The 21,208-nt window shown below is 44.7% G+C and carries 18 protein-coding genes and 1 pseudogene; 4 read left to right on the forward strand and 15 right to left on the reverse strand.

Features of this window, described 5'->3' with window-relative positions; genetic code table 11:
* Positions 1 to 237 precede the first annotated feature (237 nt).
* Together AC0L6V_RS15980 and AC0L6V_RS15985 are read right to left on the reverse strand one after the other, a co-directional pair.
* Positions 238 to 759 carry an NADPH-dependent FMN reductase gene (locus AC0L6V_RS15980; RefSeq protein WP_265218138.1) on the reverse strand — a complete coding sequence of 174 codons (522 nt, stop codon included), beginning with the start codon at positions 757 to 759 and terminating at the stop codon, positions 238 to 240.
* A gap of 1 nt (position 760) precedes the next feature.
* Positions 761 to 1,954, reverse strand: coding sequence for an MFS transporter (locus AC0L6V_RS15985; protein WP_265218139.1), 1,194 nt, complete (start codon positions 1,952 to 1,954; stop codon positions 761 to 763).
* Between the two features lie 133 nt (positions 1,955 to 2,087).
* On the opposite strand from AC0L6V_RS15985, the gene soxR reads away from it, so the two are divergent.
* On the forward strand, positions 2,088 to 2,546 hold the full coding sequence (soxR, locus tag AC0L6V_RS15990; protein WP_265218140.1) for a redox-sensitive transcriptional activator SoxR: 459 nt from the start codon (positions 2,088 to 2,090) through the stop codon (positions 2,544 to 2,546).
* Positions 2,547 to 2,881: 335 nt separating this feature from the next.
* Here the strand turns inward: soxR and AC0L6V_RS15995 are convergent, their stop codons facing one another.
* The 6 genes and pseudogenes from AC0L6V_RS15995 to guaB all read right to left on the reverse strand — a co-directional run bounded on the left by AC0L6V_RS15995 (position 2,882) and on the right by guaB (position 9,229).
* Positions 2,882 to 3,463, reverse strand: coding sequence for an RES family NAD+ phosphorylase (locus tag AC0L6V_RS15995; RefSeq protein ID WP_265218141.1), 582 nt, complete (start codon positions 3,461 to 3,463; stop codon positions 2,882 to 2,884).
* The gene (locus AC0L6V_RS16000) at positions 3,408 to 3,911 is read right to left on the reverse strand and encodes a hypothetical protein (protein ID WP_265218142.1); all 504 of its coding nucleotides are present in this window, start codon (positions 3,909 to 3,911) and stop codon (positions 3,408 to 3,410) included. Before AC0L6V_RS16000 ends, AC0L6V_RS15995 begins: the two co-directional genes overlap by 56 nt.
* Before the next feature lie 7 nt (positions 3,912 to 3,918).
* Positions 3,919 to 4,854, reverse strand: coding sequence for a sce7725 family protein (locus AC0L6V_RS16005; RefSeq protein ID WP_265218143.1), 936 nt, complete (start codon positions 4,852 to 4,854; stop codon positions 3,919 to 3,921).
* A 182-nt stretch (positions 4,855 to 5,036) separates the two neighbouring features.
* On the reverse strand, positions 5,037 to 5,753 hold the full coding sequence (locus tag AC0L6V_RS16010; protein WP_265218144.1) for a sce7726 family protein: 717 nt from the start codon (positions 5,751 to 5,753) through the stop codon (positions 5,037 to 5,039).
* Positions 5,754 to 6,050: 297 nt separating this feature from the next.
* The gene (gene guaA, locus AC0L6V_RS16015; protein WP_418138424.1) at positions 6,051 to 7,628 is read right to left on the reverse strand and encodes a glutamine-hydrolyzing GMP synthase; all 1,578 of its coding nucleotides are present in this window, start codon (positions 7,626 to 7,628) and stop codon (positions 6,051 to 6,053) included.
* Between the two features lie 133 nt (positions 7,629 to 7,761).
* Positions 7,762 to 9,229, reverse strand: a pseudogene (gene guaB / locus AC0L6V_RS16020) (IMP dehydrogenase).
* 93 nt (positions 9,230 to 9,322) lie between these two features.
* Here guaB and xseA point away from each other — a divergent pair.
* Together xseA and AC0L6V_RS16030 are read left to right on the forward strand one after the other, a co-directional pair.
* A complete protein-coding gene (gene xseA / locus AC0L6V_RS16025) occupies positions 9,323 to 10,690 on the forward strand; it encodes an exodeoxyribonuclease VII large subunit (protein ID WP_265218146.1) in 1,368 nt (455 codons plus the stop codon).
* Between the two features lie 254 nt (positions 10,691 to 10,944).
* The gene (locus AC0L6V_RS16030; protein ID WP_265218147.1) at positions 10,945 to 12,240 is read left to right on the forward strand and encodes an MFS transporter; all 1,296 of its coding nucleotides are present in this window, start codon (positions 10,945 to 10,947) and stop codon (positions 12,238 to 12,240) included.
* 77 nt (positions 12,241 to 12,317) lie between these two features.
* On the opposite strand, the gene AC0L6V_RS16035 is transcribed toward AC0L6V_RS16030, so the two are convergent.
* From AC0L6V_RS16035 to AC0L6V_RS16045, 3 genes are all read right to left on the reverse strand, one after another.
* Complete coding sequence (locus tag AC0L6V_RS16035) at positions 12,318 to 13,103, reverse strand: sulfite exporter TauE/SafE family protein (RefSeq protein ID WP_321160282.1); 786 nt, start codon at positions 13,101 to 13,103, stop codon at positions 12,318 to 12,320.
* A gap of 94 nt (positions 13,104 to 13,197) precedes the next feature.
* Positions 13,198 to 13,881: a hypothetical protein gene (locus AC0L6V_RS16040; RefSeq protein WP_265218148.1), complete on the reverse strand. Its 684-nt coding sequence runs from the start codon at positions 13,879 to 13,881 to the stop codon at positions 13,198 to 13,200.
* Positions 13,878 to 14,600, reverse strand: coding sequence for a M20/M25/M40 family metallo-hydrolase (locus AC0L6V_RS16045; protein ID WP_265218149.1), 723 nt, complete (start codon positions 14,598 to 14,600; stop codon positions 13,878 to 13,880). Before AC0L6V_RS16045 ends, AC0L6V_RS16040 begins: the two co-directional genes overlap by 4 nt.
* 107 nt (positions 14,601 to 14,707) lie before the next feature.
* On the opposite strand from AC0L6V_RS16045, the gene AC0L6V_RS16050 reads away from it, so the two are divergent.
* Positions 14,708 to 15,619 carry a LysR family transcriptional regulator gene (locus tag AC0L6V_RS16050; protein ID WP_265218150.1) on the forward strand — a complete coding sequence of 304 codons (912 nt, stop codon included), beginning with the start codon at positions 14,708 to 14,710 and terminating at the stop codon, positions 15,617 to 15,619.
* Positions 15,620 to 15,673: 54 nt separating this feature from the next.
* Here the strand turns inward: AC0L6V_RS16050 and AC0L6V_RS16055 are convergent, their stop codons facing one another.
* From AC0L6V_RS16055 to AC0L6V_RS16070, 4 genes are all read right to left on the reverse strand, one after another.
* On the reverse strand, positions 15,674 to 17,200 hold the full coding sequence (locus tag AC0L6V_RS16055) for a methyl-accepting chemotaxis protein (RefSeq protein WP_418138425.1): 1,527 nt from the start codon (positions 17,198 to 17,200) through the stop codon (positions 15,674 to 15,676).
* Positions 17,134 to 17,601 carry a hypothetical protein gene (locus AC0L6V_RS16060; protein WP_418138426.1) on the reverse strand — a complete coding sequence of 156 codons (468 nt, stop codon included), beginning with the start codon at positions 17,599 to 17,601 and terminating at the stop codon, positions 17,134 to 17,136. Before AC0L6V_RS16060 ends, AC0L6V_RS16055 begins: the two co-directional genes overlap by 67 nt.
* Positions 17,602 to 17,758: 157 nt before the next feature.
* Positions 17,759 to 19,123: a sigma-54-dependent transcriptional regulator gene (locus AC0L6V_RS16065; RefSeq protein WP_265218152.1), complete on the reverse strand. Its 1,365-nt coding sequence runs from the start codon at positions 19,121 to 19,123 to the stop codon at positions 17,759 to 17,761.
* Positions 19,110 to 21,026: a sensor histidine kinase gene (locus tag AC0L6V_RS16070; protein WP_265218153.1), complete on the reverse strand. Its 1,917-nt coding sequence runs from the start codon at positions 21,024 to 21,026 to the stop codon at positions 19,110 to 19,112. Before AC0L6V_RS16070 ends, AC0L6V_RS16065 begins: the two co-directional genes overlap by 14 nt.
* Between the last annotated feature and the right edge of the window lie 182 nt (positions 21,027 to 21,208).

A 21,208-nucleotide genomic window follows, 5' to 3' on the forward strand; every position in this document is an offset into this window, starting at 1 on the left:
CCTATCTTTCATCTAGAAAAGAAATCCTGTCGAACACGCACAAGAAAAACACGCCTTATTCATTAAAAGCCTTCGCTCAATCACTTCGCCTACTTGCAACACTTGATAGTCCAAGTATCGCATGATCTTTCAACGCCCCCCACAATTCTCACAACGCTAAACAGCAAATAGGGATTGCCGTGCAGACAAAACAAGAACGACCTCCAATGAGAGCCTTAAACACATTTATAAAACACATTAAAGCCGGCTGATCGCAGCCAATAAACGCTCATTGAATGCGCGATCAATGACAATTGCTTTCACTTCATTAAAATTATCATAGAAATTGGGCAAGGAAATGGCATCGATTACATTAGCTGCAAAATATGGCGCGGAGTTTTTTGCAGCAGCCAATACACTTTGTGCTCCACTGGCCCCTGGTGATGTCGACAGCATAATAACGGGCTTACTTTGAAAGACTTCCATGTTGATTCGAGATGTCCAATCAAACAGATTTTTATAAGCCGAGGTATAGGACCCGTTGTATTCGGCAAAAGACATGACGATGCTATCGGTCGAACCAATGGCGTTATAAAAGTCGTGTGCTAATTGTGGAATGCCCGATTCTTTTTCTCTGTCCTCGCTGTAGATTGGCATTTCAAAGTCGTTAATGTCGATCAGCGACACATCTGCGTTGTTGATTTGTTGGGCAGCATAACAAGCCAGTTTCTTGTTGATAGAGTTTTTACTGTTGCTTGTGCTGAAGGCCAGTACTTTCATTTTAGTTTCCTTTATTGACGTTTGTAGGGAGAGTAGATTGTTTTTTCAGGGTGGCGGCGCCTGCAATGGCTAGAACTAAAGTAAAAAACCCTGCTAATAAGTAAAAATCGCTGTATCCCAATTGGGCGATAAGAACGGAGGTGACAAAAGGTGAAACAAATTGCCCAATGAAGATGCTGCTGGTCAGTACGCCAGATGCGAGTCCGCGTTTGTTGCTTGGCACAAGCTCCATGCCTTTTACCATGAAATTTGGCATTACCAATCCCATGCAAGCGCCCATGAGGCCGCAACCGAGAATAACTAAGCCGAACGATGTGGCTTGTGATAGCACAAGCATACCAAGACTCATGGCAATAAAGCCGATGAGTGCGACGCCATAGTTTTGGATTTTGACAACCAGCTTGCCAAAGAACACACCAGCTATCGCGGCGATTAATGTTCCCATTCCGATTGCCAAGCCTGATTTGCTTGGATCAGTGATGCCAATATCCGCCATAAAAAATGGAATTTGCGTTGGCAGGATATAAAACACGATTAGGTGACAGAAAATCAGAATAGAACAGCCGATGAGCGGGAGTTTCCAGTTCGTATTGGTATCATCTTGCTGGTTATCGCTTGGCTGAGTGGTTTGCTTGCTGTCGCGAATAGATAGGAATACAAGCGGCACCAACAGAATAGCAATGGCGTAGATATAAAAAGGGAGTCGTGCGCTTATGCTTGCTAAATAGCCCGCTGTGACGATAAAGAGGATACCGCCAATATTAGAAAAGGCTTGTTGCAGCCCCATAAATTGGCTTCTTTTTTGCCCAGAATAATAATCGGTTATGAGCGCCGTTATGGCGGTCATCAGTCCTGCGACACATATACCCAAAATGGCTCGACTGATAATAATGGCTTCTAAACCCAGCAGCTGTGCGCCAGCGGCACCAGCGATGGCAAAAACAATAGTCGCAATAAGGATTTGATTTCTACGACCAAACTTATCGGCTGTCCAGCCTAATATTGGCGCGAAGATCACTACAAACAAAGCCGGAATTGGTAACAGCATCTTTACCAAGAAATCAGCTGCAGGCGTTCCCGAGAATTCACTCGCCAAACCGGGTAACGCAGGAGCAATAGTAGCGTTAGACATTACTGTTAGTGTGGAAATCAGTAGCAAGCAAAGTGCTCTGGATTCTAATAGATTGGTTTTCATTAAGGCTCTCTTTTTTAGGCATAAATAGCATTTTTTCACAGCTCTCTCAGCGACTTTATTAAATGCTGAACTTGAGCTGATTTGAATTTGAGTCTATTCTGCTACCTAAACTTAAGTTTAGGTCAAGCGTCAAATGCGAAAAATAATAATGCCTGAGTGGATTTCTGTGGGTGTGTTAAGCGAAAGGACCGGCGTATCGGTGTCGGCTTTACATTTCTATGAAAGGAAAGGTTTGATAAAAAGCCAAAGAAATACATCCAACCATAGGCAATACCCAAAACATGTTATTCGTATCGTTTCTCTGATTCAGGTTGCTCAGCGGACAGGATTTTCTTTGGAAGACATTTTGTTGGAGTTTGAAGGACTACCAAATCGAACCCGCGTCACCCTAGAAGATTGGGAAGCCCTCGGTGCAAGATGGCAAAAAGAACTGGATAGGAAAATTACTCAACTGACCGAGCTGAAAAATATGATGGCGGACTGTATTGGTTGCGGCTGCCTTTCCCTTGAGCGATGTCGACTCATGAACCCATACGATAAACTAGGTGAAAAAGGCACTGGGGCACAGTTGTTGACGAAATGGCACAAGTAGCTTAAAAACACCTTTTTATTCACGACCTAGACCCACTCCCCCGCGGGCATAGAGACAACCTAATAATTATCGGCGATGCCTTCAGCGACACAAACCGTACAGGGAGTTTCTACTGAGCAATTGAGTAAACTCTATATGGAAGGGTTGATCAGTAATAACCAAAAACAAAAAACTCGCTTCGACGAGGCGGGTTTTTAGCGTTTCTATTGATTCAGTCAGATGTTACCTAACTGAATTATTCCCATTAGATGATGGCAATATAAAAAAACATCGAGTTCAGCATCTTGAATTATTTTTTTAATTGTCATACATTACGATACTGGTTCTATACACTATCAACTTATTTGCGCAGCAACCTGAACAGACACCCGTTCTACATTATAAATGACAACTTCTCCACCAATAGCCTGATTGGGGTCAAACAAGGCAAGATTAATCCCCTCACTAACAGAGCTACGATAAACAACGCCATCAAATCCTTTCTTTTTAATAAACTCACACAAATACTGGCTAGGAATGTAGTCTATAGCAGCACCTGAAGGCTGAACTGGCCTTGTCAACTCTTCCCCCAAACGTTCTAGAAAAGGCAAATCTGCCCGCAATTGAGCTATTTGCCTTGCGTCTTCCAAAATGAAAGGAGAAACAAGTTCACGAGGGTTGCGCAAATCCACAGCCTTAATTTCAGGAATATCAAACGTGGCTACGCAAGCGATTTCGCCTGTATGAGGTCTAACCTCAGCTACAGCTGTCTTGGGTAAAGAGCCTAAGTAAAGATAGGGTATTCCTGCAGGGTTTGCACGTCCATTTGAAGAACGCCTTTTAGGTGGAGCACCCATTTTATCTATTTGAAAAGTTCCATCCTCACTCTGGATTCGAGCACGATACCAGCGCAATGGTAACTCTTTTGCTATTAGCATATCTAAGAGGCTCTTTGAGACGTTCCTCATCTATAGTTACATCGAGAAACCAACGATTCGAGTACATCATTTCATCACGCAGTCGATCCCACTGGGCTAGACCATCGCTACTATAACTACTGGAAGGCTGAAATGTACGACGAACAATTTCACCGTTATTAAGAATTTCACTAAGTAGATCTTTTGCATGAGCTATATCCATACGATCGTGACTAAATATCAACCAATCATCTTTCATCCACTCAACTAATATTTTTCCATCGGAACTTGGCTCATAAACATTCACCAGAAGCTCAAAATACTCAGCTAAACTTGCTGGAGTAACTAATGACGTGTTAATTGAACCACAAAAATCGCAAGTTCCCTCTTTTGGCTCCAGTGTTGGAAATATCTGATCTCGTAAAACTCGATCACCAAAACATTCAGGGCAACAGAAACGCTCAGCCATAGCTACCTCACTTCAAATAGTTAGCAAGCGTTTCAATGTGATGCTTCATAGAAAGCTTCTTCACATAACCTAGACCTGGGAAGTGACCTTTAGCATGAAGAACTCTGAACTCCTCAATTGCTTTGCCTTCAAAAATACCCGAGCTACCGCTATCTAACTTAGTGATTAGCTTATGGAGTGCTTGAGCAAATTTTCCTGCAGGGTCTGTAGGAGTATCCTTTGTATCTGAAACAAAATGATAAATATACATCACGTCATCCTTTTCGCGATCAATAAAAGTAAGGTGAATTGCTACTGCATAGGCTGGTCCACCACCTTCAGTATATGCATCACCAACCATCAGGAAATCCCCGAAACCTCTCATACCTAACTCAAGGTAAGTGGCATGAAGCTCAGAAAAAGTCTCTACTTCTGGGTAATCTGCATTACGCTGACGGTTGAAACCATCACGAATCAAAATGCGTCGACTTTCAGAAAAATGTTTTCGGTATAGTAACTTTGCATAATCATCAATAAATATATTGGTTATCTCATGCATACGCCCTTCAAGCCTAGCAGCTAAAGCTTTTGGCTCAGTAAACCCCATATGGACTAGTACTGGATTGTGAGGCACGTGCCTCTCAAAGCAAGAAAAAGCATCATCAACCGATATACCATTACGTAGAAGAATCCCTGCTGATATATTCGTTGAGCCAGAAAACTCATCCTCAAGAAAGCTAGTTATATTAGCGCCATCATCTTGATGATCCCCATGATGAGGATTAACTATTACTATAGCTTTACCACCTGCATCATGAATCGCTTCTAGCGCTCTTTTCAGACCATTCAATGACTCACGAACAGGTTCAATCACAGGTATAAAGTCTTTTTCAGCTAAAAGCCCAGCCATTTCACGAATCGTTATTAGCTCATATTGCTTTCCACGAAAATATGGGTAGTACATACGTCGATTAACTCCATGTCATTGCCGCATGTAGCGGGGTTTCTGTCGCATTGATCAACCTTATTTGATCCGAGCGTCGCACAGATACAGATAACGCAGCTGTCTGTAAGGATTTCGGTAAGCTTTCAACAAAGTCTCTAAGAGAAGCAAGTTCTCGCGTTCGTTTTAGCGTTTTTACCATTTCAAAATGCAAAGTAGCTGGGTCGAGTCTCAGAAAACAGCTCTCGTAGTACGGCATGTCTTTGGGTATTAGGAACATCAGGGACCTTTACTCCTAAATGTTCAAGGATCTCAATACTTTCAGTGATACGCAAAGACTCAAATACTGTACGAGGACAGACTCTTTCAGGACTATTCTTGGCCTCACGTATAGTCTTTATTTGATATCGCTTAGTAAGACACATAATTCCAATATCATCCGATACGGTTTCAATAATGCCATCGATATGGTCTTCACTAGATATAACATTAACTTTTGCAAATACGCGCTTATAGTTCTCTATTTGATTTTCAAGCCGAGTCAGCGAATCTCGCTCAGACTTTATTTCATAAACGGTTGCTGTACCGTTTAAAATCACAAGGTCGGCTTTACAATTACCAGCTCGAAACTCGTTAAGCATTGAGGCTGTACGAAGTGAATGGGTTCCAAGAAGCACTTTTTGACTCACTGCTGCTCGATATATGTACTCATCACGATGCCCAACAACTTTAAGTATATTAAACGCAAAATCAAACGCTTCACCGACCGTTGCGTTAAGACCCAACTGATCAACTAATTCAGTTTCTCTAAGCAAACGAGAGAATAATGTTGACTGCCCCTTTCTTGCCATCTCCCGAAAGACAGTAGCTGAAAAAAACCTCGTCAAAGCTGAAAATTGAGTTGCTTTATTGATCTTCATCCAAACACCAGAAAAACGCCTTTACACAAAATATATCAACCTTAGGAAGAGCCATTAGCCCTACTTAAGCCCATGACTTCAGACGATCTTCATCCTTTCAATCAAATTAAATATTACACTTCATACTAGCATTCAAGTTCAATTTAAGCGATGAAAAAGACAGCCACTCCCATTTCAAGTTCTTAATTTTAGGTCATTGTCACAACTCTTCTTTTCTTCAGGCAATAAAAAAACCCGCTTCGACGAGGCGGGTTTTTAGGTGTTTCTATTGATTCAGTCAGATATTACTTAACTGAATTATTCCCACTCGATGGTAGCCGGTGGTTTAGAAGACACGTCGTAGGTCACGCGGGAAATGTGTTCGATCTCGTTGATGATTCGACCAGACACTTTTTCTAGCAGTTCGTACGGTAGGTGTGCCCAACGTGCGGTCATGAAGTCGATGGTTTCTACAGCACGTAGCGCAACCACGTATTCGTAACGGCGACCATCGCCCACTACGCCGACAGATTTCACCGGTAGGAAGACAGCGAAGGCTTGGCTGGTTTTTTCGTACCAACCGGATTTACGCAGCTCTTCGATGAAGATAGCGTCAGCGCGACGAAGGATGTCGGCGTATTCTTTTTTCACTTCGCCAAGGATACGAACACCAAGACCAGGTCCTGGGAATGGGTGACGGTAAACCATGTCGTATGGCAAGCCAAGTTCAAGACCAAGCTTACGCACTTCGTCTTTGAACAATTCACGAAGTGGCTCTACCAATTGGAACTTCATGTCTTCTGGCAAGCCACCCACGTTGTGGTGAGATTTGATAACGTGCGCTTTACCTGTTTTAGACGCTGCAGATTCAATCACGTCTGGGTAAATCGTCCCTTGTGCTAGGAAGTCCACATCGGTCAATTTCGCCGCTTCGGTATCGAAGATGTCGATGAAGGTGTTGCCGATGATTTTACGTTTTTTCTCGGGATCCGCTTCGCCCGCTAATTTACCAAGGAACAAGTCTTCCGCGTCAACGCGGATGACTTTGACACCCATGTTGTCGGCGAACATTTTCATGACTTGGTCGCCTTCGTTCAAGCGTAGCAAGCCGTTGTCGACGAATACACAAGTCAGTTGGTCGCCAATGGCTTTGTGAAGCAATGCCGCTACCACAGAGGAATCTACCCCTCCAGAAAGCGCCAATAGTACTTTGCGGTCGCCTACTTGCTCTTGCATGCGTTCAATGGCGTCTTGAGCAATGTTCGCAGGTGTCCAAAGGGTGTCACAACCACAAATATCCACAACAAAACGAGATAGGATACGACCACCTTGTAACGTATGGGTTACTTCTGGGTGGAATTGCACACCGTAGAATTTCTTCGCTTCGTGCGCCATAGCAGCGATTGGGCAGCTTTCGGTAGACGCCATAAGAGTGAACTCTTCTGGCATTTTGATGACTTTATCACCGTGGCTCATCCATACGTCTAGCAAGGCAACGCCGTTGTTAGCCACATGGTCTTGGATGTCGTCGAACAATGATGGGCCTTCGTGCTTGCGAATTTGTGCGTAACCGAATTCACGAATGTCAGAGCCTTGAACTTTACCGCCCAACTGCTCAGCCATGGTTTGCATGCCGTAGCAGATACCAAAAACTGGCACGCCCATTGTAAAGACCACTTCCGGTGCGCGTGGCGGTCTCGGCTCTGGCACGGATTCAGGGCCACCAGCAAGGATGATGCCTTTTGGGTTGAAGTCGATCACTTCTTGATCTTCCATATCAAAAGCGCGAACTTCACAGTACACACCAATTTCGCGAACACGACGCGCAATCAGCTGAGTATACTGAGAGCCGAAATCAAGAATAAGAATTTTATGAGCGTGGATATCTTGCGACATTGTTAGCCATTCCTTTCACTCTGCCAATAAAGAATCAAATGCTTTGCGACAGACGTAATTAATAAGTAATTGGAGCGATAAATAAAGATGGGGCGTGTTGTACGCCCCATCTCAGTGTCAAATTATCTCGCGATTAACCCACGTGATAATTTGGCGCTTCTTTTGTAATCGTTACATCATGAACATGACTTTCACGAATACCTGCGCCTGTAATTTTTGAGAACTGCGCTTTAGTACGCATTGTCTCAATATCTGGTGAGCCAGTGTAGCCCATTGAAGAGCGAACACCGCCCATCAATTGATGAACAACCGCAGCCATTGGTCCTTTGGAAGGCACACGACCTTCAATCCCTTCCGGTACAAGCTTCTCAACGCTGCTTGAATCTTGGAAATAGCGATCGCTTGAACCCTGAGATTGAGACATCGCACCAAGCGAGCCCCATACCACGGTACGCCTTAAAAGAACGACCTTGGAACAAAACAACCTCACCTGGAGCCTCGTCCGTACCAGCAAGAATACCGCCAACCATAATAACACTGGCGCCTGCTGCAATGGCTTTACTAATGTCGCCAGAAAAACGCACACCGCCATCGGCGATCACTGGAATACCACGAGGATTCATTACTTCAGCGACATTCGCCACGGCGCTGATTTGTGGCACGCCCACACCTGTAACAATACGAGTGGTACAGATAGAGCCTGGACCGATACCGACTTTCACGCCATCCGCACCAGCGTCAGCAAGGGCGATTGCCGCTTCGGCTGTCGCAATGTTGCCACCGATCACTTGAATATGAGGGAAGTTTTCTTTTACCCAACGAACACGATCGATCACGCCTTTAGAATGACCGTGCGCTGTATCGACAACGATGATGTCAACGCCTGCATCAGACAGGGCTTTCACGCGATCCGCGGTATCCGCACCCGTACCAACCGCGGCACCAACACGCAAACGACCTTGGTCATCTTTACAAGCGTTCGGGAAGGTGGTGGCTTTATTGAAATCCGTTACCGTTACCATACCACGCAATTCAAACTGCTCGTTCACAATCAACACTTTCTCAATGCGATTTTCATGCAACAATTTGCGGATAGAACCAGAAGATGCCCCTTCCAGCGCAGTAACAAGGCGATCTTTTGGTGTCATAATGTCAGCGACTTTTTTGTCGTAATCTTTGACAAAGCGCACATCACGACTCGTTACGATACCAACCAAGTCTGAACCTTGAACAACAGGTACACTTGAGATGCTATTCGCTGCTGTCAATTCCATTAGCTCTTTAACGCTGGCTTCTGGATTGATGGTAACAAGATCACGGACGATACCGCTTTCGAATTTTTTCACACGACGCACTTCACGAGCTTGCTCTTCAATGGTCAAGTTTTTGTGCACAATGCCTATGCCACCTTCTTGAGCCAGAGCAATCGCCATGCGATGTTCAGTAACGGTATCCATCGCCGAAGAAATAAGCGGAATATTCAGCTCAATGTCTTTAGTGATTTTCGTTTTAAGGCTAACATCCTTAGGAAGAACTTCGGAATAGCCAGGGATAAGCAATACGTCGTCAAACGTTAAAGCTTCTTGCACGATTCGTAACATAATGGGGAGTTTCCAATGCCAACAAGGGTGTTAAGATGGCAAGTAATTCTACTCCAATAGTTGCACTCGGTAAATCAAAACCACGAGAGATTGATGAAAAATTTTACAACTTCGGCTTCACAAGAAACAGCTTTTACCGTCTCACAGCTAAATAGACAGATACAACAGTTACTTGAAGCAAGCTTACCGTGGATTCTTGTAGAAGGAGAAATTTCCAATCTCGCCAAACCAAGCTCGGGTCATTGGTACTTTTCCCTCAAGGATGACAAAGCGCAAATTCGCTGCGCCATGTTCAAAGGCAAAAATGCCGCGGTACGCTTCAAGCCCAAAGATGGCGACATGGTTCGCTTACGCGCGCGCGTCACGTTTTATGGCCCACGAGGTGACTGTCAGCTCAGTGTTGAAGGCATGGAGTCTGCTGGCGAAGGCGCACTTCAACAAGCGTTTGAGCGTCTAAAGAACAGTTTACAAGCCGAAGGCCTGTTTGCACCTGAGCACAAAAAGCCACTCCCCACCAAACCAGAGCGTGTCGCCATTATCACCTCACCAGTCGGTGCCGCTGTGCGCGATATGATCATCGCCTTTCGTCGACGTTTTCCCTTAACCGAACTCACCATTCTACCCTCTTTGGTACAAGGCCAAGAGGCTGCCAGAAACATCCTGAAACAGCTACAACGTGCCGATGGCAGCGGCCACTTTGATGCTATTATTCTCGGTCGCGGTGGCGGTTCATTAGAAGATTTATGGAGCTTCAATGACGAAGCCTTAGCGCGCGCTATCTTTGCCGCCAACACGCCGATTGTGTCGGCTGTGGGCCATGAGACAGACTTCACCATTGCGGATTTTGTCGCCGACGTCCGTGCCGCCACACCAACGGCGGCAGCGGAATTATTAAGCCCTGATCGCCATCAATTAATTCGTCAAATAGAGCAACAAGAGAAGCAATTGGCTCGGCGCATGTCTCACATCCTTGAGCAATGCCAACAACAACTCGACTTCATGACCAAACGTATTCGCCACCCAAAAGAGCGAATCGAGCAACAACAAAATCAACTAGAACAGCTGAAACGTCGTTTGCAGCAGAGCATGCAACGTAAAATAGTAGAGCAACAAACGAAAACCGCTCATTTAGCTCACCGTTTGGAGAAAAATAGCCCTACGCGCCGTATCGATCAGAACAGACAAAAGCTCAAAGACATCGACGCTCGCCTTGTTCGTGCGCTCAATAACACCTTGACCAACAAGCAAACCGCCTTTGCTCGTATCATCGACAAGTTAAACCTCGTCAGCCCACTGAATACCTTGGCTAGAGGCTACGCCATTGCCTCCAAAGACAAGCAAGTGATTCGCTCCATTAAGGACGTTGAAAAAGGTGATGCTATTTCAGTAAGAGTTCAGGATGGGATCATTTCTTGTACCGTAGGCGAAAGTGAACAACCCAAAACCAATCAAGTTCGATAATGTATCGCGCTTGATTGTACCGCCAAAACATTGGTTTTTTTCTTCTAAGACCCCAATACCAGCACAAAACATGACTTCGCCACTACTTTCTTAAAAAACACTAACTCTCCATCTGTGCCCTAAAATGGACACCCTAAGCTTTCTAAAAAAAGCAAAGAAGTTTTAATAAATGAATAATTGTGCAAAAACTCATCCTTCCCTAGTATCGATCGGAGAGTTACTAGCAAGATAAAAATACAACGGAGCCACATTAAATGTCGGACACTTATAAGATGGAGCGCGCGACAGCCTCTGCAAAAAAATCAACAGATAAAAAATTACTTAAACTCATTATTGCCTCCTCTATTGGCAACGCATTGGAATGGTTTGACTTAATCGTCTATGCCTTCTTTGCCCGCACTATTTCAAAATTGTTCTTTCCTACCGATAACGAAACACTGTCACTCATGCTCGCGCTCTTCACATTCGCGATGTCATATCTCATTCGCCCTATTGGTGCGATTGTGATTGGTAACTACGCAGACAAAATAGGGCGAAAAGCAGCAATGCTATTAACCATTTGGCTAATGATGGCAGGAACTTTTCTAATTGCTGCAATGCCAACCTACGAAACTATTGGCTTATTGGCACCATTAGGGATTTTACTCGCTCGATTATTGCAAGGTTTTTCGGCTGGCGGGGAATTTGGTAGCGCCACAGCGATGCTGGTTGAACATTACCCTGAACGTAAAGGCTTTATCTCTAGCTTCATGTTTGCAAGCCAAGGATTAAGTGGTTTGTTAGGAGCAGGATTTGGGTTGTTACTAACAACCACATTAACCACGGATCAGTTAGAAAACTGGGGCTGGCGCATTCCTTTCATCTTTGGTTTATTGATTGGTCCTGTGGGTTTATACATCCGCCGACACATTGAAGAAACGGGTGAATTTACCGCTTCAAAAGAAGAGAAAGTGCCATTAATAGAATTGTTTGCGAATAACAAACTCGGCATCCTATTCAATATCGGCGCCATGATACTGTCTACATCTGTAACCTATTCGATTATTTTCATGCCGACTTATGCCACAAAATATCTAGGCTTAAGTAACTCCATTGGTTACGGTGGCACTCTAATCAGCTACACGGTGCTAATGTTGTTAACACCGTTTGTTGGGATTTTGTCAGACCGTATTGGCCGGACTCGTTTAATGATTTTTGCTGGTGTGCTGTTCTTTATTACGGTTTGGCCTGCGTTCTTCGTTTTGTCTCACCACCCAACATTAATCATGCTTGCCAGTGTTCTATTTTGGTTAAGTGTCTTGAAATCCATGTACTTTGGTGGCTTGCCCGCTCTGATGTCTGAGATGTTCCCTACTCGTGTTCGTGCAACAGGGATGGCTCTGAGTTACAACATCAGTACAACAGTGTTTGGGAGCTTTACTCCATTCTTACTCGTCTGGACTATCAGTGCCACGGGAGATCAATTGGCGCCAAGTTATTACCTATTGCTGACTAGCTTAATCAGTTTGCTCGCCTTACTTGGCATCCGTAGACACTTCAAAATCAACTAAATAGAAGTTCTTATCTGACCATAAAAAAAACGCTGCCTTACGCAGCGTTTTTTTATTTTAAATTTTCATCGATGACATCAAACTAAGAAATTCACTCCTACCACAAACAGCAGTAAAGCAAATAGTCGTCTTAACATTATAGGATTCAAATGGTGTGCTAGTTGAGCACCAACACGAGCAGAAAACATACTCATCAAGGCAATACCTACTAACGCAGGTAAATACACAAAGCCGATACTGTTAGGTGGCAACTCTAAATGATTCCAACCAATAACCACAAAGGAAATAGCTCCCGAGAAAGCAATGGGTAAACCGCATGCCGCAGAAGTTGCTACCGCCTTCTTAATATCAACCCCTTTCCAAGATAAAAATGGCACCATTACAGAACCACCACCAATGCCAAAAATTGCCGACACCCAACCAATAACTACGCCAGCCATAGACATCACCGATTTAGTTAAGCCAGAGCCTTGGTCTTTAGGACGCCAATTCGCCGCCATTTGTAATGACATCAGTAAGCAAAACACACCAATAATTTGCTGAAGATTCTCACCCGGAATATACGACGCAGTCACCCCTCCCAACGCACTACCAAATAAAATCCCAGCACCAAGCCAGATAACCATTTGCCACGCTACTGCGCCTTTTTTATGGTGCGCTATCACCGAGTTAATCGAGGTAAAGAAAATAGCACTGAGTGACGTTCCTACTGCCAGATGCGTCAACACTTCAGCCGATATGCCTTGCAAGGTAAAACTGAATACCAACACAGGTACAATGATCAAGCCGCCACCTATGCCAAACAGCCCTGCCAATAGCCCAGAGCAGGCCCCTAATACTAAATACAAAAGAAAATCTATCATACAGTTTATTCGCAAAAATCAGGTCATCATAACCAATACAAAGAAAAACGGTGGCCTCTTTGAGCCACCGTTTCAGACACTAAAAGCCTCTCAATTACTCAGGCCAATGTTCGCCTAAATCCCAAAATAATCCAGTAACCGCTAAAAGCCCTTGCTCAACAACACTTTCTAGAAGATGCTCATCAGGCGCATGCTGTTTACAAGATGGATAAGAATGAGGCATCCACACAGTTGGTAATTCTAATACATCTGCGAAACAATGATTTGGAATAGTACCACCTAAGTTAGGCAAAACAGTCACCGTTTGGTCTAACGAGGTTTCCATAGAACGCTTAACAAAGCCAACCCAAGGATGAGCCGGATCTAAGCGCGTCGCATTGTAACCACCTTCAAAAATCACCTTAACATCCCCTAGCCCTTTCTCATCTAAAAAGTCTGATAGGTTAGCAACCAAATTCTGCCAGTCGGTTCCCGGTACAATACGCAAGTGACATACCGCCTCAGCGACGTCAGGAATCGCACCAATAGGCTTTTGGATATCTCCAGCACCAAGAGCGATTACTTCGAGAGTATTACAACCAAACAATCTCTCACCTGCAGTAAGCTCTTTCTCACCCCATTGGTCATTCAACATCGGATCACCAGCATAGCCACCCACCGTTAATTCACGCATCATTTCAGCCGCCAAACCACTTGGTAAAGGCGCACGTAAGCACTCAGCAATTATTCGACCATTCGCTGTCATCATACTAGAAAGAGCGTGCTGTAAGCGTGTCACCGGATTGGTAATAACGCCCCCCAATTACCTGAATGACGTGCACCATTGCCAGTTTCACACCGTAGTCGAAATTGGCAAACGCCACGAGAACCTAAAAAAATAGTCGGTGTCTGAGCATTTAACCTAGGACCATCAGACGCTAAAAACAAGTCGGCTTTTAGCGCTTCTTTTTGCTCACGACAAAACAGTTCTAATCCTTTAGAGCCAACTTCTTCACTCATCTCAAATAGGATTTTAATGTTGTAACCCAACTTACCTTCACGAGCATTTAATACCGACTCCAGTGCGAGCAGGTTAATCGTGTGCTGACCTTTATTATCTGCCGTACCACGTCCGTAAATTTTCTCGCCAATCTGAGACAATTTCCAAGGATGAGTACCTTCTTGCCATAATTCCGCCTGCCCATTAGTGACATCACCATGACCATAAGTTAATAGTGTCGGTAAAGATTCACCCTCCATGCGTTTAGCAATTAATAGCGGCGGGCAAGACTCTATTGGATTCGCGAAGATCTCACACTCAAACCCCAATTTCACTAACGTTGGCTGAATTTCATCGGTTAAATACGTCATTAATTCAGCACTGGCACTTGGGTTTTGACTTTCACTAGCAAACGCCACACGACGCGTTAATGTTGCGATAAACTGACCATTTTCAATGGTCGCAATAGCCTGTTGTAACGCGGCTTGTCGACCATTTTGGCTGGTTGCTTGGGACATAATCTCTCCAAAATGCACGAATTTATTATGGCATTTAGCTTAAGATGTAATAAGCTTTACAACAATTATCAATTACACAACAAAACCTTCTATAAAATAGAAATCTTATGAATGACATCTCGTTAAAGTACTTTCACGCTGTTGCAAAAACGGGTTCCTTGTCTGCGGCTTCGGAAGAACTCCACGTCGCGGTTTCGGCAATCAGCCGACAAATAACTCAGTTAGAAGAAAAACTTCAGCTAACATTGTTTGAACGTAAAGCGCGTGGCATGACGCTCACACCAGCTGGTGAAGTGCTATATACCTATTCGTTGCGTAATACGTTGGAATTTAAAAACGTGATGTCGGAAATGAGGGGAATTAGCAATATCCAGCAGCAGTCTATCGCACTGGCTTGTCCAGAAGGCATGGCTTGGGACTTTCTCCCGCATGTCATCGCAAAATTCCGCTTGGAATACCCAAGTGCTCGCTTTTCACTACAAGTTGTCGACTCAAGCAGAGCAACTCAACTGGTTAGAGAAGGCCGAGTAGATGCTGCGTTTACCTTCAATTTGCAACCTGAGCAAGGCGTTGAAGTGTCGCTGCAAGTGCCTTCTCCGATCGTCGCCTTATTATCCAAAAATCACCCGCTAGCCAGCCAGCAAGACATTAGCGTAAGGGATTTAACCGAATACCCTATTGCTACATCCGGATCAGGAACAACACTCAGTTACTTATTTGATATAGCTTGTCATATTGAAGGAGTACAAATCATTCCAGCCTTGTCTAGCGACTCTGCGGGTTCTATTTATACCTTTGCGAGCGAAAGCGAAAATGCCATTGCTCTCTGTGGGGAACTAACCGTTGCGAGACGAGCAAAGCGAGATGGTCTAGTTATACGGCCAATGCGCGAACCAGCGTTAGCTCAGCGCAGCCTTCAAGTGCAAATTATGTCGAGAAGAAAATTACCCACTATCGTGAGGTATTTTCTCACTCACCTAACCGAGTCACTTAAAAACCAAAGCGAGCGCCACGCATAAGTAAATTTAAACCAAACCTGATTAACTAGGCTCGGTTTAAATTATATGCTTGCATCAAGTCACTTTGAACAGCTCGACTTTGTCTTTTAGGTGTCTCATCTCTTCGCCAATGGCATTGGTTGCCGCTCGGCTTTGATGAAATAGTTCGACTGTCTGTTCACTTTGCGCGGCCAACATGGATAAATGCTGATTAATGTCTGCAACCGACGCATTTTGAATGCCGGCCCGCTCTGCCACCTGTTCATTCATATCAAACAATTGCTGCAAGAAAGCATCAAGGGCCATAACTTTTTCGGAGACCAGCTGTTGACTGCCAAGCGTCTGAATGCTTTTTTCACACGCCACGTCCATCTGTGAGGTAACCTGCGTCGATGCGGCTCGCAACTGTGAAATAATACTCTGTATCTCATTGGTCGATTCGCTCGTGCGCTGAGACAGCATGCGAACTTCATCCGACACAACAGCGAATCCTCGACCATGTTCGCCAGCACGAGCCGCTTCTATGGCCGCATTTAGAGCAAGCAAATTAGTCTGCTCAGAAATAGAACTAATAACGTTCAACACGGAAACAATCTTTTCTATATTTTCATTCAGCTCAGTCAGGCTGGTTTTACTTTGCATCATATCGACTTCTAAAGCTTGCAAAAACACCAAGCTACTCTGAACTTCTTTGTTAGCCTGCTGAAGCTCCGCATTACTTTGATCAGACAACTCTCCCGCTCTTGTTGCCAAATCTTTGACCTGAGCGCTCTGCTCAGTAATATCCTGAGTCGCAGAAGCAATTTGTCCTATAGACTGTTTCTCTGCTTCCGACGCTTTAGAAAGCTCATCAACTTGCTGGTTCAAACCTTCAATTGCACCATCTGTCGTTTTAACAGCATCGTTCACCGCCATTAATGAGCCCTTTAAAGTCCGCAGCAAGGAGTTAACTGCGCCAGCCAAAGCACCGATTTCCGCTTTATCAGAACTCTTGATCTGATAATTAAGATCTAAATTATCAGACACATAACGAACGTCCTTACCAATCGCCACAATAGGACGAGTCAAAGAACCAATCACAAAATGAAGAATGAGCAATGAAATCAAAATAAAGACAACAGAGTAGAGAAACGCCTTCTGGAGCTGTTTATAAATCGGTGCCATGATCTGCTGTTTCGGCACCACGAGCATAATAAACCTGTCTAATACTGGTACCCATAATGACCCCAGATAATAAACCTGTTCGTTAATCATCACATCATCAATAACTAGGTCGATTTTATTGTTCAACAAACTAGAAATATGACTTTTCTCGATCCTATCCATAAAGGAAGAATCACCTTTTGCTTGGATCACACCATTGCTTGTTACCAACATAGCGCGTCCCTGCGGACCTACCTTGAGCTTCTGAACCATATTAATCAGCTTGTCCGCTTTAATTCCAAGCCCTGCTACTGAATAGGGTTTATTGGTATTTGGATCCACAGCATTACTACGATAATTGATAAACAGCATTTGATTTTCATACTGTAAATTCAACTCATAATCATGGCCTGTGGCCAAAAAATTCGGATAAAACTCTTTGTAAGGATAATCTGGCAACAGCGTTCTAAAAAGTTTTTCTCATAGCCAAAATATTCCAAACCATTTGGGCCATTTAAAACATAAAATGTCGAGTCACTGCCCGCGATGTCTTTCACGGATTTCAGCTTAGCTTCTATAAAAGAAATCTGATTATCTGCTGCGCCTTTGCGAACCCAGTCTTCAACAAAATTGTCGTTTGTCATGAGATGAGAGGCAGTAATTAACGGCGTAATTTCAGTACTAATTTGTGAGGCTAGATTACTTAGATGGGTGGGTAATACTTCTTTTTTTAACTGTTCTAACTCTGTATCTAGCGTGGAAAGTGCTTGAGTACTTACTGAGACCACCGTACTGGCAACCAGCAACACTGCAAGAACAGAGAACATGCGACTTCTAACGGATAGACTTTGCCACTTCATAATAACATCCTTATTATGTTTTTTATTGTAGAGTTATCGTCAGATACTACACCGCAGTTAATGACAAAAACAAAACAATTTTCACACTGAAAGTAACAAAATGATTAAAAAATACTGACCTTAATCAAAGAATCTATGTAAAACGATTAAGCTCGTTCTACAACCCATATCGCTCTATTTTCTTAATCAGCCCTTGTCGTGAAATACCCAGTTGTTTGGCGGCTTGGGTGCGGTTGCCTTGGCTTTTTTCTAAGGCTTGGTTAATCAGTCGAATCTCAAGGTCGCGGACTTGTTCATCTAATGAGGCGTCGCTCGTTGGTAAGCTTGCCATGGTTTGACGAACAGACTCACCACTTGGATATAACAGCTGGATATCTTCCATGGTGATTCGACCTTGCGGGCAAATAGACGCGACGCTTTCTAGGGCGTTCTTCAACTCTCGAACATTGCCCGGCCATGATTGATCTCGGAACCATTGCACGGCTTCAGGACTGAGCTGTAATTGCTTGGTTTGCTGACTTTGCAAACGCTGCAGAAATGACTGTAGCAATACGGGAACGTCTTCTAGACGCTCCGCCAGCGCTTGGGTTTCAATATTGACGCCTTTGATTCGGTAATACAGGTCCTCTCGGAAGCTACCTTCTCGGACTTTTTCAAGTAAGTCGGCGTTGGTTGCGGAAATCACACGGATGTCGATGTATTTCTGTTCTCGGCCACCGACAGGGAAGAAGGTGCCCTCTTGCAGCACTCGCAGCAGTTTCACCTGCATCGCCAACGGCATTTCGCCGATCTCATCCAAGAACAAGGTGCCGCCATCGGCCAAACTCAATAGGCCAATTTTGTCTTTTTCCGCCCCAGTAAACGCGCCTTTCACGTAACCGAACAGTTCGCTTTCTAATAAATCCGCAGGAATCGCGCCGCAATGCACAGAAACAAACGGCTTGGCTGCGCGATGACTCAAGTCGTGCAAGGTGCGCGAAATGACTTCTTTACCCGTACCCGATGGCCCCGTGACCAAAACACGCACATCCGTCGGTGCGATTCGCTCCACCAACGCCCTGACCTTTTGTGAACTCATCGAATGACCAATATACGCAGACGCACCTTGGGAAGAATGACTAACTTGCTTTAGCTGAGTTAATTCTCGCTCTAAGGTGGTTTTGGTGATGGCTCGGCGCACCACCACCGCCAACATATCTGGATCAATGGGCTTAGCAATAAAATCCCATGCGCCAAGTTCAATGGCTTTTAGGGCCAAATCCCGATCCGCGTGGCCAGTAATAATAATCACCGGACGACCCGCAAAATCGTCCATCGCATCCAAGGTCACTTGCGGATCAAAATGCGGCGGCATAGACAAGTCTAATAGCACCAAATCCGCATCAAACAACGCCAATGCACCTCGGGCGTCGTCTAAACTACCCGCGGTTTTGACCTGGTAATCTTGCTTCGCCAACCAACGGCTCGCCAATTCACGAAATGCAGGTTCATCGTCGACCAGTAATATTTTATTTTGAGTCATGGAATTCTCTGTTTAAAATCGCAACGCCAGAAAAGTGGCGAGGTAAAATAAGCTCGAAGGTCACAGGCCAAGCCGAATCAGAACGGTGTCTAATCTTCCCGCCATGGGCATCAACAATACGACGCACAATCGCTAACCCAAGACCACTGCCACCCGCTCGCTTAGTCACAAATGGCTGAAATAAAACTTCACCTTGCAGGCTTGGGTCGATGGCTGGCCCGTTATTATGCACTTGGATGACAATCTGTTGATCTTCTTCTTTGGCTTCAATCAATAATTTGCCCTCTGGCATATTGCGCAAAAAAGACACGGCATTATCGATGAGATTAATAAACACCTGTTGAAGTCGTTGCGGGTCAGCATCCAACTCAATCGCTTCATCGATATCAAGTTCAAACGCCACACCTTCTAGCTGAGCTTGCGCCAGAATACTCGCTATTAAAGAACGTAAAGGCGTGGCGACAACTTGCAACGTCAAGCCACCGGAATACACCAACATATCGCTCACCAAACGATCCGCGCGTTTTAGCTGAGTCTGAATATGTTGACGCGTTTCAGCTGGCGCGTCATAGGCTGCCATGGAAATAATGTTCAGAGGATTGCGTAACTCGTGGGCCATGGCCGCCGACAAACTGCCCAGCTCAACCAAATGCTGCTCATCCATGCGTTTTCGTTCCGCCACCGCTAAGGCCAACAACCGCTCAAGCAAGCCACAGCTAGTCGAAAATAAAGAGGCAAACACCTCCGCTGTCAAACGCATCCCAGGGCTGGCATCCTCCCAACCGATCAAAACAAAGTGCCAATCCGACTCGGATCGAGACACTCGTATTGCTAAAACATCGTCTTGCTTTTTCATTGGGTAAGCAGAACGTTGCAATTGAATCGCCACACTGCGTCTTATCTGCAGAGAAAGTAAACGCTCACCAATGGCGATCAATTGCGACCAGTCTTGGGCGTCTTTTAATTGTGTTGACCAGGTATCCAATATCGCTTCATTCAAGGAGGCGCCAGGATAAATAAGCCGCGATACCAAACGACTCAACGGCTGATAAATGACCGCAGCGACAACCAAGATCAACAAGGAATACAGCCACAACTGCCAACTTGGCACATTGGCTAACGCCTGCAAACCAAGGCGTCCAGATACCACGCTGATTACTGCGATCACACAGAGAATCACCAACATCATGGCCACCCAAAGCAAGGCACGATTGGCAAAGGCATTGACTGACAAAATTTGATAGCGCACCACCGCATAAACCAACAACAGCAAATAGGTTGGCAGCAAGAGCATGGGATACGGAAACCAGCTAATGCCAAAGGAAGGAAACACAAAACTGGTCGCTAACAATAACCCCCAAGCGCCAACGCCGAACATGGCTAGAATGGAGCGTTTCTTGTTACCAGAATGCCGATACCAACCAAACAACAGCACACCATGAGCCAAGATACCAATCAACACGGTGTAGGCGAGGTTCCAGGCCCCAGCTTCAGTAAAAATGAAAAATGAACGTGTCTCTAAGGTGCTAATCGCATCGCCCGCACCAATCCACCAGCTCTGTAACACGACCGCGAAGCTGGTAAGATAGAACCAAGGCACGACCTGATATAGGCGTTCTAACATAGGCTCTTTAGCCGGGCCTGAATTGACAAAACGGATGGCAAAATGTAAGAAAAAAGTCGGCATTAATGGATTAGCAAGAATGATATGAATACCAATTTGCTCATAGCCTTGAAATAAAACCACATGCCCAAAACACCAAATAGCCATCATGATGGCAAAGCCAGCCAACGCTTGTAGGTCACTTTGCTTTCGTGCGCGCCACAATAGCCAAACGGCGACCAATACACCACATACACTGTTCACCAGCATGGCGACTTCAAACATCAAGGAAAGCGTCAAAATCGTAAACCTCGTTTACATCTGTAAATGGAAAAATCGTAAACCTTTTTGACACAGCAAGCAAAGAAATAAAAATTCCCTTTAAAATCAAAAGCATAAATATCACTAATAGTTGGCCTGTCCTTTGCTATGACTAAGGCAACCTTTGATTTACATCAAATATTTATCAACTAACAGGACCA

The organism is Marinomonas sp. G8-14 (assembly GCF_055808935.1).

Excerpts from the sequence above, each read along its gene's own strand:
- AC0L6V_RS15980 (WP_265218138.1), bottom strand. The coding sequence starts at position 759 with ATGAAAGTACTGGCCTTCAGCACAAGCAACAGTAAAAACTCTATCAAC.
- AC0L6V_RS15985 (WP_265218139.1), bottom strand. The coding sequence starts at position 1,954 with ATGAAAACCAATCTATTAGAATCCAGAGCACTTTGCTTGCTACTGATT.
- soxR (WP_265218140.1), top strand. The coding sequence starts at position 2,088 with ATGCGAAAAATAATAATGCCTGAGTGGATTTCTGTGGGTGTGTTAAGC.
- AC0L6V_RS15995 (WP_265218141.1), bottom strand. The coding sequence starts at position 3,463 with ATGCTAATAGCAAAAGAGTTACCATTGCGCTGGTATCGTGCTCGAATC.
- AC0L6V_RS16000 (WP_265218142.1), bottom strand. The coding sequence starts at position 3,911 with ATGGCTGAGCGTTTCTGTTGCCCTGAATGTTTTGGTGATCGAGTTTTA.
- AC0L6V_RS16005 (WP_265218143.1), bottom strand. The coding sequence starts at position 4,854 with ATGTACTACCCATATTTTCGTGGAAAGCAATATGAGCTAATAACGATT.
- AC0L6V_RS16010 (WP_265218144.1), bottom strand. The coding sequence starts at position 5,753 with ATGAAGATCAATAAAGCAACTCAATTTTCAGCTTTGACGAGGTTTTTT.
- guaA (WP_418138424.1), bottom strand. The coding sequence starts at position 7,628 with ATGTCGCAAGATATCCACGCTCATAAAATTCTTATTCTTGATTTCGGC.
- xseA (WP_265218146.1), top strand. The coding sequence starts at position 9,323 with ATGAAAAATTTTACAACTTCGGCTTCACAAGAAACAGCTTTTACCGTC.
- AC0L6V_RS16030 (WP_265218147.1), top strand. The coding sequence starts at position 10,945 with ATGTCGGACACTTATAAGATGGAGCGCGCGACAGCCTCTGCAAAAAAA.
- AC0L6V_RS16035 (WP_321160282.1), bottom strand. The coding sequence starts at position 13,103 with ATGATAGATTTTCTTTTGTATTTAGTATTAGGGGCCTGCTCTGGGCTA.
- AC0L6V_RS16045 (WP_265218149.1), bottom strand. The coding sequence starts at position 14,600 with ATGTCCCAAGCAACCAGCCAAAATGGTCGACAAGCCGCGTTACAACAG.
- AC0L6V_RS16050 (WP_265218150.1), top strand. The coding sequence starts at position 14,708 with ATGAATGACATCTCGTTAAAGTACTTTCACGCTGTTGCAAAAACGGGT.
- AC0L6V_RS16060 (WP_418138426.1), bottom strand. The coding sequence starts at position 17,601 with ATGAAGTGGCAAAGTCTATCCGTTAGAAGTCGCATGTTCTCTGTTCTT.
- AC0L6V_RS16065 (WP_265218152.1), bottom strand. The coding sequence starts at position 19,123 with ATGACTCAAAATAAAATATTACTGGTCGACGATGAACCTGCATTTCGT.